This window comes from Saccharibacillus sacchari DSM 19268 (genome assembly GCF_000585395.1).
Lineage (GTDB): Bacteria > Bacillota > Bacilli > Paenibacillales > Paenibacillaceae > Saccharibacillus > Saccharibacillus sacchari.
Genome location: NZ_KK073875.1, coordinates 4,526,707 through 4,540,371 on the forward strand (window position 1 = coordinate 4,526,707; position 13,665 = coordinate 4,540,371).

The 13,665-nt window shown below is 53.6% G+C and carries 9 protein-coding genes; 5 read left to right on the plus strand and 4 right to left on the minus strand.

All coding sequences use genetic code 11. The features are described 5' to 3' along the window. Positions 1–74 precede the first annotated feature (74 nt). Positions 75–1,628 carry a response regulator gene (locus SACSAC_RS19640; RefSeq protein ID WP_037289506.1) on the minus strand — a complete coding sequence of 518 codons (1,554 nt, stop codon included), beginning with the start codon at positions 1,626–1,628 and terminating at the stop codon, positions 75–77. 191 nt (positions 1,629–1,819) lie between these two features. Further along, on the minus strand, positions 1,820–3,595 hold the full coding sequence (locus SACSAC_RS19645; RefSeq protein WP_037289508.1) for a sensor histidine kinase: 1,776 nt from the start codon (positions 3,593–3,595) through the stop codon (positions 1,820–1,822). Positions 3,596–4,226: 631 nt separating this feature from the next. On the opposite strand from SACSAC_RS19645, the gene SACSAC_RS19650 reads away from it, so the two are divergent. The 3 genes from SACSAC_RS19650 (at position 4,227) to SACSAC_RS19660 (ending at position 7,384) form a co-directional block, all read left to right on the plus strand. Then, entirely contained in the window at positions 4,227–5,567 is a 1,341-nt protein-coding gene (locus SACSAC_RS19650; RefSeq protein WP_037289511.1) for an ABC transporter substrate-binding protein, read from the plus strand. Between the two features lie 114 nt (positions 5,568–5,681). After that, positions 5,682–6,554: a carbohydrate ABC transporter permease gene (locus SACSAC_RS19655; protein WP_037289513.1), complete on the plus strand. Its 873-nt coding sequence runs from the start codon at positions 5,682–5,684 to the stop codon at positions 6,552–6,554. Continuing rightward, positions 6,554–7,384 (plus strand): carbohydrate ABC transporter permease, encoded by an 831-nt coding sequence (locus tag SACSAC_RS19660; protein WP_037289515.1) that lies wholly within the window; start codon positions 6,554–6,556, stop codon positions 7,382–7,384. The genes SACSAC_RS19655 and SACSAC_RS19660 overlap by 1 nt, the downstream gene beginning before the upstream one ends. A gap of 71 nt (positions 7,385–7,455) precedes the next feature. Here the strand turns inward: SACSAC_RS19660 and SACSAC_RS19665 are convergent, their stop codons facing one another. Further along, entirely contained in the window at positions 7,456–8,499 is a 1,044-nt protein-coding gene (locus tag SACSAC_RS19665) for a YeiH family protein (protein WP_051507547.1), read from the minus strand. Between the two features lie 164 nt (positions 8,500–8,663). On the opposite strand from SACSAC_RS19665, the gene SACSAC_RS19670 reads away from it, so the two are divergent. Beyond that, entirely contained in the window at positions 8,664–9,605 is a 942-nt protein-coding gene (locus tag SACSAC_RS19670; protein WP_037289517.1) for a LysR family transcriptional regulator, read from the plus strand. On the opposite strand, the gene SACSAC_RS19675 is transcribed toward SACSAC_RS19670, so the two are convergent. Beyond that, a complete protein-coding gene (locus SACSAC_RS19675) occupies positions 9,595–10,650 on the minus strand; it encodes a hypothetical protein (RefSeq protein WP_037289518.1) in 1,056 nt (351 codons plus the stop codon). The two genes, SACSAC_RS19670 and SACSAC_RS19675, sit on opposite strands and share 11 nt — an antisense overlap. A 215-nt stretch (positions 10,651–10,865) precedes the next feature. Here SACSAC_RS19675 and SACSAC_RS19680 point away from each other — a divergent pair, with 215 nt between their 5' ends. After that, on the plus strand, positions 10,866–13,622 hold the full coding sequence (locus SACSAC_RS19680) for a cation-translocating P-type ATPase (protein ID WP_084778218.1): 2,757 nt from the start codon (positions 10,866–10,868) through the stop codon (positions 13,620–13,622). Positions 13,623–13,665 lie beyond the last annotated feature (43 nt).

A 13,665-nucleotide genomic window follows, 5' to 3' on the forward strand; every position in this document is an offset into this window, starting at 1 on the left:
CACGCTTCAAGTTGATATCCACGGAGGACGAAAAGGCGGCAAAAGATGCACATTGGCAGATTTGAAGACACTCCCTAAGCCAATTTGTCTTTATATTCCGTCGGGCTACAGCCTGCATACTCTTTGAATACTTTGGAAAAATAATGCGGATCGCCAAAGCCAAGCGCATCCGAGACGTGTTTGACCTTCATATCCGGCTCCGAGGCCAGTAAACGGCGCGCTTCGTCGATCTTCAGCTCCATATAATGATGCACGAACGTACTGCCCGTATACCGCTTGATAATCCGGCTGATATACGAAGGACTCACGTGGAACTGCTGCGCGGCTTCGGCAATCGAGATCTGAGCGTACAAGTTTTGCCGAAGGTGACGGTCGATTTGCTCGAATAATTCTTCTCCGCCGCGTTTGCCCGGTTCTTGCAACCGATCGAACTTCGCGGCGCACCATTCATAAAGCGATTCCGCAAAAACTTCCGGGCTTGCAGCAGCGAACAAAGTCCGAAATTCGGGTTCCGAATTTACCGCGTCCGGCACCTTTTCACCGCTTGTTTCTATAGCCGATTCTTGCCTGCCCACCCCAAACTCATCCGTCAAAAAGATCACCAAGCGCTCCAGGCTCATCATCCGCGCCGAAGCGTGCAGCCAATAAGGCAAACTTTGCCGAAGCAGCAGCAGAAAACGTTCTTTTTGACGCTGAACGATCAACTCCGCAAGTTGAACTTGAATCGCCAGTTTCGCCGCTTCGCTGGCCCCGACCTCCTGCTCTCCCGTCAGCGAAGACGCCAGGCAGCCGGACACCGTCAATCGATCGCGCACGGTACGTTCAAGTTTGCCGTATGCCGCGGACAATGTACGTAATTCAACGTGTTGAGCGGCGGCTAACGCGACAGCAGATAGCCCGGCATTTTTTAACGCTTCAACAACCGAAGCTTCATCGAATCGAAGACGCTCTGCGAAGCTTTCCTTTAGGATTCCCGCGTCGTTCCTCTCTATGAATACGCCTTCATCCATCATTATAACAAACTGACCCGCTTGCTGAGAAGGCAGCACCCTGAACGCTTCGATGTTGAAAAAGTCTTTTAACGCGGCAGCAATACTTTCAATATCCCAAAACTTTGATTCTGTCGCAAAAGGACGCTGACGCACCAACATCAACCGTTTCTCTCCCGCCAGCAACTCCGTATCCAACGTCATCTCCGCCAAATAATCCGCTTCCACTACGCCTTCCAGCAAGCGCCGCTCATTCTCCTGCTGCTCGCGAAGCTGCTCCAGCAATCGGCTCAATACATCCACCAACTGTCCTTGATCCACAGGCTTGAGCAAATAGTCGAACGCCTGCAAATTCAACGCGCGGCGCGCATATTCGAAGTCGCTATAACCGCTAATCAGCACCGTTTGCAGCCGGGGGTTCAACTTTTTCGCCTGCTCGATCAGTCCCAGCCCGTCCAGCTTCGGCATGCGGATATCGGTCAGCAAAATATCGGCAGGCCGGGACTTCAAATGCTCCAGCGCCTCCAATCCGTTCGAAGCGGTCGCCGTCACCTGCACGGGCAGGCCGGCCGATCGGATCAGCATTTGAAGGTTGCGCAAGATCGGCTTGCTGTCTTCCGCGATGATCGCGTTATACATATCCCCCACTCCTTTTTGTTAAGACAGGTATTTGGGCGTGTACGCAAACTCAACGCCATGCATCTTGACCTGCCTTTTCGACCTCTGCGGCGTCATTTTCCCTTGACGTGCCCCGGCACGCCTTCGGAAAAATTCCTTGCCGAGAACGAAAATTCAGCTCAATCTGCTCTGACGGAGTTTGCGTACACGCCCTAATAAAAATCTTCCGTAAGCGACGCAATGATCTGAATCGCTGCTCCCCCGCCATTGTCGGAATGATTGTACATGTTGAAAAATAACCGATTCTTGTACATCAGCTGCAAACGGTGCGCCGTATTGACGATGCCCATGCCGCCGATGCCTGTTTCCCTAGGGGAGTCTTCGCCGGAAGATTCCGTCGAGCGGATCAGGTCCAGCGTGTGCGCAATGGTCTCCGGCGAAAAGCCTTCCCCGTTATCCCGTACCTCCAGCGCCCACAATCCATTGTAAACCTTCACGCGAATCTCGATTCGCCACGGCGCGTCCGCATTTCCGAAAGCGTGTTCGATGCAGTTCTCGACAAAGGGCTGGATCACCAATCTCGGCAGACGGATCTCGTCGAACGCCGAATCTTCATCGATCATCCATTCCAAATCATCCTCGTAATTGTGCCGCAGCAGCGCCAGATAGTCTTTCGCGTGCTCCAATTCTTGCGTTAAGCTCACATGTTCATAGGGTGAAGAAACGATATAGCGCAGGCTGTCCGATAGGTTTTTGCACATTTCCGAAACGACTTCATTCTTGCCTTCCTGCGCGGCGATACTGATCAGATACAGCGTATTGTGGATAAAATGCGGCGCGATTTGCGCTTGCAGCGCCGAGTTGCGGGCAATCGCTTCTTCGTGCACCGCCAACTTTTCCCGCTCGATCGACACTTGCAGCCGGTCCAGTAACCCCTGGAACGACTCGCTCAATTGCAGCAGCTCGTTGTTCGACGAAGGGGTCTCCACTCTCGTATCGATATTGCTGTAATTGATGCGCCGCATCTGATTGCGCAGCTTGCGGATCGGCAGCAGAAAACTGCGAGCGGAGAAATACATATACGCGGCGGAAAAAAGGAAAAGCGACGCGATCAGCAGCATGGAGATCGTAGCGACTGAGTTGACCGGACCGAGCACCACTTTTTTCGGCGTTACGGTATAGGCGGTCCAGCCTGTCTCCTCCGACCGATAATACGCAACATAATCGCCGGTATCGCTAATATACACCCCGTTCACGCCCGAGGCCGGAATCCGGAAGTCGGGCACGGCTGCTTCGGATGGATTCGACTCGTAAACGGTGCGTCCATCGTAATCCATCACGTAGACTTCGCTGCCCGAGCTTCCCGCCGCAACCGAACGCCGAAGCATCTCCTGCTGAAGCTGGATCGCCATATACCCGAATACCTTTCCGTTTTGATTCAGAATCGCCCGGATAAAAAAGACGCGATTCGCGGTCGGGCGATACAACGAGTAACCGTTTTCATTCCAGTTTATATCGCTGCCGCTTTTCTCTAAAAAAGGCAGGAGCGACGAAGGATTGCCCGACGTGCCGATAAAAGTGGTCAGCAGACCGCCGCGCAGATCGTAAATCGCGACGTCCTCGATATTCATGCTGGGCCCGATCGACTGGAACATGATCTCTCTTAACTTTCGATTGAGCGCCAATCCTTCGACGGATAACCGTGAAGAGTCGCCCGTCGGCATTAAGTTAAATATCTCTTTACTCGACAAAATTCGCTGAGAAAGCTGATTTTGGCTGTCGACGTAGAGATTGAGCTGATCCCCGATTTTAGCCGCGGCAAGCCGCATCTCGTTCTCCGTCGTCTCCCGCAGCGGATGCACCACGATTCGGTTGACATAGATCGCGAAACTGCCCATCACGATCAAGAGAAGTACGGCGAACGCCAGTAAAAACTTGGTTTGCAGACTGGCTTGGCCGCCGCCGAGTTTGAATGTTCGAAAAAGCACGGTGCGACCTCCCTTCTGGCGTACTGATGTTCATACTGTACAATCAAAACGAAAAATCGACAAGGGTTGGGCATCCAGCTGGCATAGATGAGAAGGAAGGAGATTAGGCTGGATTTTCGTTCGCAATAAGGTACTTTTTCGCAGGCTTGCCGGGGTAAGTCAAGGGAAAGTGACGATGCGTTGCCGGAATCGGACACGCTTTAGGCACGATTCCGGGTGAGGGCGAAAATGATGGATGGGTGCAATATTTGGTCGGTGGATGACTGGAAAGGCTTGCTTCTGGGGTGAGAAGCAGGTAAGGTCGTGCTGCGAACGAGAGTTTCGGCGTGAAAGGCGAAGGCTTCGCGGCTTCTTTTTCCTTTCACGCTACCTCGTTCTTTGCTGGAGGGCGCTCGTATTTTATGAGCGTTTTTTTAAAACCTTTAAAATCCTATCGCTCGAACTGGCGTGGCTTAACAGCAATGGATCCAACCGATCCATTGCTGTTAACCTTCGAGCTTAGTTCAGTATATTACCCCTAAAGAGTAAATCACAGCCATGTACCCTCTCCTCCCCACCCTCTATAATCTAAACATGAAAGCGGATTCAACATGAAAGCACTTCAGGTTCAACATTCACAGGGGGCGATAACATGAAGCAAAAGACAAGAAAGATTGCGGCAGGATTGCTGGGCGGGTTGGTCGCGGTATCGTTGGCGGCTTGCGGCGGAGGCAATGCTTCGCCGGGGGCTTCTCCGGCAGCAGGCGGTGGCGGCGATACGGGCAGCAGCACTAGCGGCGGCGGTAGCGGAACGACGATTGAGCTTGCGATCTCGAAAAGTTCGCAGGATTCGGCGTTCGTGCAGCAGGATCTGCTCGACGCGTTTGAGAAGGAAACTGGAATTAAGGTCAACTTGCAGCTCCTTCCGGCCGAGCAAACAGCGACGGTGCTGCAAACGAAGCTTGCGGTTGACGAGACACCGGACATTATTCAATACAACCTGGCGAGTGCGACGACCGACCTGAATCTGGAGCGCAACTTCGAGATTCTCGACGACGAGCCGTGGGTAAGCCGATTGGAAAACAAAGAAGTATTGTCCGCTTACGGACATGTCTACAGCTTCCACGTCAGCCAAGATACCGGCATGCAGGGCGTCGTGTACAACAAAGACATTTTCGACGAGTTGGGTCTGAGCATTCCGAACAACTTCGAAGAATTCCTCGCGGTGTGCGAGAAGATCAAGGCAGCGGGCATCACGCCCGTATTCATGCCTTACAAAGACAACTGGGCGGCAAACGTGTGGCCGGCGGCGGCTTTCGCGGATTACGCGGACAAGAATGAGCCGACGCTGTTCGAAGACATTAACGCAAACAAGAAAAAATGGGCAGACGTCCCCGCTTTCGCGGACATCCTGCAACAGCAATATGAAGTGTATGAAAAAGGCTATACCAACGGCGATCTGCTGAGCGACAGCTACGATATGGCCGTGGGTAAATTCCTGAACAAAGAAGTCGCAATGATGTTCATGGGCGACTGGCTGATCCAGAACGTCGCGGACAACGATCCGAATATGCGCCTCGGCCTGTTCCCGATCCCGTACACGCAGGATGCCAAGCTTGGCGCCAGCCCGTTGGGCGGTCAATTGTTCATTCCGAAAAAAGCGAAACATATGGCCGAAGCCAAGCAATTCCTCGACTATGTAGCACGTAAAGACGTCGCGCAGCCGATCGTCGACAAACAAAAGTACGTCTCGATCTTCAGCGACGTCACTACGCCGGAGCTGCCGGAGTACAAGCAAGAGATCGTAGACAACTACATCACGCCGAAGAAAACGGTGCTGACGGTGGATGCGCATATGCTGGTTGACCGCAGCGAGCTGTACCGTTTGCTTCAAGACGAATTTGCGGGCGGGCTTGACGCGCAAGGCGTACTGACGGCATGGGACGAGAAATTCGCGCAGCTGATGAAGGATAAAGAGATCGCAGGCTTCTAAGTCTAGCTACCTCATCTACCTAACTTAAGATTTACTGAATAAAGGCGTCCGCCAGGACGGGGGTCGACTCTGATCGTACCCCTGTTCTGCCGCGCGCATATGGAGTGTGAAAAGATGAAAATATCGAGAAAACTATACTCGTACTATCTGATTTGGCCGGCTCTGCTGATCTACTCGATCTTCTTCGTCGTTCCCGCCATCATCGGCCTGTTCTATTCCTTTACGGACTGGCGGTTGGACCGGGTGGGGCTCAATTTTATCGGTTGGGATAACTTCGAACGCATTTTCACGGATAAAACGTTGCTTCTTGCCATTAAAAACACGCTGATCTTCGCGGTCGTGACCGTTATCGGCAAAAACCTGATCGGTCTGGCTCTGGCGGTCGGCTTGAATATGCGATTGAAATCGCGCAATATTCTGCGGGCAATCTTCTATTCCCCGTCTATTCTGAGCGTGTTGGTCATCAGTATCGTATTCACGCCGATGCTGCGCTCCGAAGGCACGATTAACCGTATTTTCGAATCGGTCGGCCTGGATTTTCTTGCGCAACGTTGGCTGACCGATCCGCAAATCGTCATTTTCACCGTCGCCGCGATCTCGATCTGGCAGCATGCGGGCTTCCAAATGGCGATTTACCTGGCGGGTCTGCAATCGATCTCCAAAGATTATTATGAAGCCGCCACGATCGACGGGGCCGGCGCTTGGAGAAGCTTCCGCAGCATCACGCTCCCTCTTCTGCTCCCTGCACTCAATATTAACTTGATGCTGACGCTCATCGGCGGACTGAAAGTGTTCTCCGAAGTATTCGTGCTGACGGGCGGCGGTCCGGGTAACGCTTCGCAGGTCGTCGGCACGATCATTCTGCGTTCGTTCGGCGAAGGCAGTTGGGGCCTCGGTACGGCGGTCAACACGCTGCTGTTCGCAGCCGTTACGGTCATCGCGATTCCGCTGCTCATCTTCATGCGCCGCAAGGAGGTATCCGAATAATGAATTATACGCGTAAAATGGCTTGGCGGAATTACCTCGTCGAAGGCTTCCTGATCTTGATGTCGCTGATTATCATTTTGCCGATGCTGGTCATGATCTTCGGCAGCTTCATGAACAATATCGAAGTCATGAAGTTCTCGCTGCGTTTACCGACCGAATGGCATTTTTCCAACTATGTCACCGTATTCAAAGAAGGCGGATTGGCGCGCGCGTTCTGGAACGGCATCCTGATCACGGGCGTGTCGTGTATCCTCAATATTTTCACGTCTTCCGCCGCCGCTTTTATCTTGACACGGCGCGATACGAAGCTGTCGAATATCCTGTACATGTTCTTCTTTATGGGCCTGATTGCGCCGATGTCGACGATCACTACGATTCGCGTCGTGCAATGGTTCGGCTTCTACGGCAGCATCACGAGCGTTATTTTGATCTACGCCTCGCTCAACACCGCTTTCAGCGTCTTCCTGTACAGCGGCTTTATCCGCTCGATTCCGAAAGCGCTGGATGAAGTGGCTTTCCTCGAAGGGGCGGGCACGCTCAGCGTCTTTTTCAAAATCGTCACGCCGCTGATCCTTCCGGTTAACGCGACGGTCGCGATCATGGTGTTCATGTCGGTATGGAACGACATCACCATCCCGCTGTACTTCCTGACCGACAGTTCGGACTGGACAATGCCGCTCTCGGTCTACAACTTCTACGGAAAATTCAGCCGCGACTGGAACCTGATCTTCGCCGATCTGGTGCTCACCTCGCTGCCGGTATTCATCCTCTATCTGTTCTGCCAAAAGTACATCGTAAGCGGTCTTACGGCTGGCGCGGTGAAAGGCTGATCGATGGCCGAAATGAAAAGGACTTCCCTCTGGATCGCAGCGGGAAGTCCTTTTTTGTCCGATTTCTTCTATTATAGAACTATACTCAGCGTTAAAAACGAAAGCAACGTCGAGACAATCAGCATAACCAGCAGCGGGCGAAGGGCACGGCTGCGCAAATCCTTTAGGTTCACATTCAACCCGAGTCCGACCATCGCGGCTGTCAGCATCCAGGTCGTCAGCGTGCCAAGCCCGTCGAACAGGCCGTCAGGCACTGAAACGACCGGTTCAAGCACATAGCTTCCCAACAGACTCATTAACAAAAATCCAACCAAAAACCATGGAAAGGCAACAGCAGCCTGCGTCGTATCCGAAGATGCAGTCGCGGATTTCCGATCCTTTTTCTTCATCAAAACGATAAAAATCAAACAAACCGGCAGCAGCAAAAAGACTCGGCCGAGCTTGGCTAACAACGCCGCTGCCAGACCGTCCGTGCCAGCCGCCGCTCCTGCCAAAGCCACATGCGCCACTTCATGCAAGCTGAGTCCCGCCCACATGCCATATTGCAGCGAGTTCAACGGCAGAAGCGGAAATAATAGTGCATACCCGACCGAAAATACAGTTCCGAGTAACGCGATCATCCCCACAGCCGCCGCCGTATCTTCTTCCTTCGCCCGAACGATCGGAGCAAGCGCAGCAACGGCTGCAGCTCCGCAGATGCCCGTTCCGATGCCAAGCAGCAGCGACAGATTCCGATCTGCTTTGAATAGTTTAGCCAGGCCGAGCGTCGCCGCAATCGCAAACCCAATCACCAGAGTATCCTTGACTAACAGCCCCGGCCCTTCGCTCAGCACCAGTCCCATGTTCAACTTCAATCCATACAACACGATCGCGAAGCGGAGCAGCCGTTGGGACGAGAATATGATGCCGATTCGCAAAGCTTCCGGGTAGCCGAATACCTGACGATACATGACCGCAAGCAAAATCGCACAGGCCATCTGACCGACACGATCCAATCCGGGAACGCGCGCCAGCTCATACCCTAGCCAAGCGATACCGAATGTAAATAAAACACCGCCCAAACCTCCGAATGGACGAATGCTTCTTGCTCTATGGGCGATGCCGGATCTTTTCATGTATCGGTATTTCTTTATCTTTTCACGTGCGACGATCATATCAATCCCCTCCTGTCCTCATCTTAGGCGGAGGTTGTATATAAGTAAAATTATGATTTAGAATGATGATCATAAGTATTTATGTATGGATAATTGAAATTGTAACCTAGAAAAGAGGCAAAGACATGGATCAGCAGCTTCGAATTTTTATCAAAGTCGTGGAAAAAGGCAATTTCTCGCGCGCCGCAGACAGTCTTCATATGACCCAACCTGCCGTGAGCCAACATATTCGCACATTGGAACAGTCCGTTGGCGCACAGCTGTTGGAACGAACCAATAAGTACGTGCGACTGACCAAAGCCGGAGAAATCGTTTATGCGCATGCGCGCGATATTCTTGGTTTGTACGGGCGAATGCAACACTTGGTGGACGACTTGTCGAATCACGCCGGAGGTCCGCTTGCGATCGGAGCCAGCTATACGTTCGGCGAATACGTTTTGCCCCGGATCGTGGCGGAATTGAAATCTCTGTATCCCGACATCTCGCCTTCGGTGACGATCGGCAACACCTTTTCGATCGCCGAGCAAGTTCGCACCGGGGAGCTGGATGCAGGCATTGTCGAAGGGCATCCCCGCGATATGAAAGAACTTCAAGCGGAAGGATTGGCAGAGGATCGGATGGTGCTGATCGCGTCGCCGAATCATCCGTTACAGCGCAGTCTTTTGTCTGACGAGCGAACGAATAAAGCGGTCTCCCGTTCTTCGGCGAGTATTGCGGAATCGTTAAGCGCCCAGCCTTGGATTCTGCGTGAATCGGGGTCGGGTACGCGCGAGGCTGCGGACGATGCGCTCGGACGAATGGGCGTTACGCCTTCCGAAACCCTCGTTTTCAGCAGCACGCAAGCCGTCAAAGAAGCGGTCATCGCCGGACTCGGGATCAGCTTATTGTCGCAGTGGGCAATTCGGCGAGAGCTGGCAAGCGGCGAGTTGGAGATTCTGGATGTGAAGCCTCTCCCTTATATCCGACAGTTTTCGATCATAACCGGGTCCCCTTTTCGCACCAAAGCACTGGATGTATTTCTGGAACTGTTACGGGAGCGGCGGGATCTGACCGGACTTACGGTTTGATGCTGGATTGGAATTGAGCAACCGCACCGTTCAATACGTTGGCGGCATCCTCCATCTCTTCCCACGCACGCGCTGTTTCAAGCTTCCGCTTCGCATCGTTGATTGCCCGGTTCAGTTCTCCGAATGCGGAAGCGGGATACTGACCGGATCGGATTCCGCGAGGGGCGTCCAGCAAAACTGTAGCCGTGATGACGAGATCCGCCAGCGTTCTCATCTTTTCGAATAAATAACCATGCCGGTCCGCGTTGGTGCGTATCGCGACATAGGCAGTCCTTTTGTAAAGCTTGTTCGATTGTGCCACGGTACTCCAGAGCGAAATCGATTTTTCGAAGTTCTCGACCTGCTGCGCCACGTTTACGCCCAACGACTCCACGATCGGCAGCGTCTCCGCAACCTGACGACGCATATTTTCGATTCCTGCCAAAGCAAATGCCGGATTGTTGCCCTCCAACCGATAATCGCTGACACGTCTTGCTTCGATTCGGTAATAACGATGCGCCTCCAGATAACGCTTCTGATCGTTGCCCGCTTCTGCTGCCATCGCTGCCGCGTCATCAAGCGCCTGAAGCAAAGCATTCTGAACCGGTGAATACGGAGGCGTCGTGACCGGTCCCCAGAATTCGGTAATATACAGGTGCTCGCCTTCCAAAAATTGTTCGAAATCGCCTTGGTCTTGAATGAAAAACCCGCCGTAATCGTCGAATTCATTTTGCAAATGCCGGTACGCCGCAGCGATCTGAGTCGCGGAGACATTCGGGTTCGCGAGCGCAAGGATCGCCTCCTGCTGAGCTGTATTCACGGCCCAAACGTCTTTAGGGTCTACCCCGTACCAGAATGGGTACTGCATATACTGCGAAGCCTCGACCAAAAGAATCAGTTCCTCGATCGCCGGATCTTCCAGATTCGGAAGTGTGCTCGCAGCTTCAATCGAAGACGCGGCCACCGATACGTTCGTCGGCAATGCCGGAAAAATGCCCAGCGTCAGAGAAGATACCAAAGTTGCTGTAGACAGCCGGGAGACAAACTTGAACTTTTTATGCGCCATCTCTGCTATTCCTCCTTCAGCCTGAATGTTATCCAACTCTCATTACACATAAGATTGGAAGACAAATCCATTTTACTGAAACAGCTTTCCCCTAAATTTTTGAGGAAATCGTGAAAATCTCGAAATTTCCCGAAATCGGCCTATCTTTTGGTTATAGGAATAGAGTAGGCGTTTATGCGTTTATTCATTTCATATCCGAAAGGAAGGTGATCGGATTGGCCGTAGCCAATCAATATCGACAGTCGGAGCAGCCTTATTACGTCATCGAAAAGGAAGAGGTGCTGGAGCACCTGGAGAGCGATGAGCAAGGCTTGAGCCCGGAAGAAGCTTCTCGCCGATTGGACGAACACGGACAAAACGTGCTGGATGAAGGAAAGAAAACAGGATTTTTCGCCAAACTCTGGGAACAGCTCAAAAGCGTCATGATTCTGGTCTTGATCGCGGCGGCCGGTCTCTCGATCGCGCTCGGCGAATACATCGACGGCGGCGTCATTCTGATCGTGGTCGGCATGATCGTGGTGTTGGGACTCGTTCAGGAAAGCAAAGCGGAGGCCGCGTTGGAAGCGTTGCAGGAAATGTCCTCCCCGCACGCCAGCGTAAGACGCGACGGCGAAATCGAAGAGATCGAAAGTTCGGAACTTGTTCCGGGCGATATCGTGGTGCTGGAGTCGGGAGATGTCGTACCGGCCGACCTGCGGTTGATCAAAACGAATTCGTTGCAAATCGACGAATCGGCGTTGACGGGCGAATCGCTGCCGGTCGACAAGCAGACGGACAAACTCGAAGACCCGGATTTGGTTGTCGGGGATCGGGTGAATCTGGGCTTTATGAGCAGTATCGTTTCGGGCGGCCGCGGCGAAGGCGTGGTCATCGGAACAGGCATGACCACGGAAGTCGGAAGCATCGCAGGGCATTTGAATGAGGACAGTCGGGAGAAGACCCCTTTGCAAAAACGTCTCGACCATATGGGGAAAATCTTGACCGTTCTGGCGATCGGGGTTGCCGCGGCTTTATTCGGCATCGGTTGGCTTCAAGGGCGCGATCCGTTCGAGATGTTCATGATTACCATCTCCGTAGCGGTATCCGCGATTCCGGAAGGCCTGCCTGCCGTGGTGACGATTATCCTGGCGGTCGGCGTCAAACGCATGGCCGGACGCAAAGCGATCATTCGCAAGCTTCCCGCGATCGAGACGCTCGGCAGCACGCAGGTCATCTGCTCCGACAAAACGGGTACCCTCACGCAAAACCGCATGACCGTTCAGCAGTATTACGTGAACGGCGAAACGGCGGACGTCTCGGAAGAGACAGACGAGCGTTCACGCCAAGCGGATGCGACAAAAGGAGAAGACGCGACGTCTATCTTCATTCAAGTGCTCTCCTTGTGTAACGATGCCAAGCTGGATTCGTCACAAGAAGAAGGTGAAACATCCGGCGAATCGTCGGAAAAACGCGATATCGGCGATCCGACCGACATCGGTCTGGCCCGCTTTGCCCGCGATCTGGGCGCTCCGCGCAGCGAACTGGAACAGCAGTATCCGCGCGAAGGCGAAATTCCGTTCGACTCCACGCGCAAGCTGATGACGACCGCGCACGCGGTCGGCGAAAACGGCGCTTACCGCCTGATGGTCAAAGGCGCGCCGGACGTTCTGCTGGAACGCTGCACCCAAGTTCACGGCGACGGCGTGGAAGAATTGACGGACGAACGCCGCGAGCAGATTCGCCAAGCCAATCAGGACATGACGGACGATGCGCTTCGGGTGTTGGCGTTCGCCTACCGGGAAAGTGACAAATTGCCGGACGAGTCGGACCCGGAAACGTACGAATCAGACCTGATCTTCGTCGGTCTCGCAGGCATGATCGATCCGCCGCGCGAAAACGCGATCGAAGCGGTTCGCGTCTGCCGCGAAGCGGGCATCCGTCCGGTCATGATTACGGGCGACCATGCCGGAACCGCCGCGGCGATTGCCAGGCAGTTAGACATTTTAAAAGAAGGCGACGAAGTATTGACCGGGGCGGAACTGGACAAGCTCGACGACAAGGAATTCGAGCAAAACGTCGATCATTATTCGGTCTATGCACGGGTATCTCCGGAGCATAAAGTCCGGATCGTCAAGGCGTGGAAAAAGAAAGGCAAAGTCGTCGCCATGACCGGAGACGGCGTGAACGACGCGCCTGCGCTCAAAGCGTCGGATATCGGCGTCGGCATGGGCATTTCCGGTACGGACGCCGCCAAAAACGCGTCGAAGATGGTGCTGACCGACGACAATTTCGGCACGATCGTCGTGGCCGTCGAAGAAGGCCGAAAAGTATTCAGCAATATCCGCAAATCGATCCAATTCTTGCTGTCGGCCAACTTCAGCCAGGTCACGACCATCTTTATCGCGACCAGCGTCGGCTGGAGCATCCTGACCCCGATTCAGATTTTGTGGATCAACTTGGTCGATACGCTTCCGGGACTTGCTTTAGGGATGGAAAAATCCGAAGGCGACGAAATGAAAAAGTCTCCACGCAAACCCGACCAGGGGGTATTCGCGGACGGTCTCGGAATCCGGGTGCTGTATCAAGGCGCTTTGCAAGCCATGCTGGTATTGGCTGTATTCATCTGGGGCCTTAATCAGTATTCGTCGGAAGAAGCGGTCAGCATGGCCTTTATCGCGCTCGGCGCGATTCAGCTGACGCACGCGTACAATGCGCGTTCGGCTACCGGCTCGGTGTTCAAGCTGGGATTCTTCTCGAACAAATACCTGAACTGGGCCGTGTTGGCCTCCGGCGTGCTGCTGCTCGGCATCTCGATTCCGGAATTCATGCATCCGTTCTTCGGTCTGGTGCCGCTCGGTCTGAGCCAATGGGCAGTTGCTCTTATAGCGGCGATTGCGATCATCCCGCTGGTTGAACTGGTCAAGTTCTTTATCCGCGCGAGCGATAAAAAAGCGGCGGGCGAAGGCGAGCAGGAAGATCGGCAAGCCGCGTGATCGTAAGGTAGGATTGGAGCATCAGAGTTGCTAAGCGACATGT

Coding starts and splice junctions, on each gene's coding strand:
- SACSAC_RS19640 (WP_037289506.1), bottom strand. CDS start 1,628: ATGTATAACGCGATCATCGCGGAAGACAGCAAGCCGATCTTGCGCAAC.
- SACSAC_RS19650 (WP_037289511.1), top strand. CDS start 4,227: ATGAAGCAAAAGACAAGAAAGATTGCGGCAGGATTGCTGGGCGGGTTG.
- SACSAC_RS19655 (WP_037289513.1), top strand. CDS start 5,682: ATGAAAATATCGAGAAAACTATACTCGTACTATCTGATTTGGCCGGCT.
- SACSAC_RS19660 (WP_037289515.1), top strand. CDS start 6,554: ATGAATTATACGCGTAAAATGGCTTGGCGGAATTACCTCGTCGAAGGC.
- SACSAC_RS19665 (WP_051507547.1), bottom strand. CDS start 8,499: ATGAAAAGATCCGGCATCGCCCATAGAGCAAGAAGCATTCGTCCATTC.
- SACSAC_RS19670 (WP_037289517.1), top strand. CDS start 8,664: ATGGATCAGCAGCTTCGAATTTTTATCAAAGTCGTGGAAAAAGGCAAT.
- SACSAC_RS19675 (WP_037289518.1), bottom strand. CDS start 10,650: ATGGCGCATAAAAAGTTCAAGTTTGTCTCCCGGCTGTCTACAGCAACT.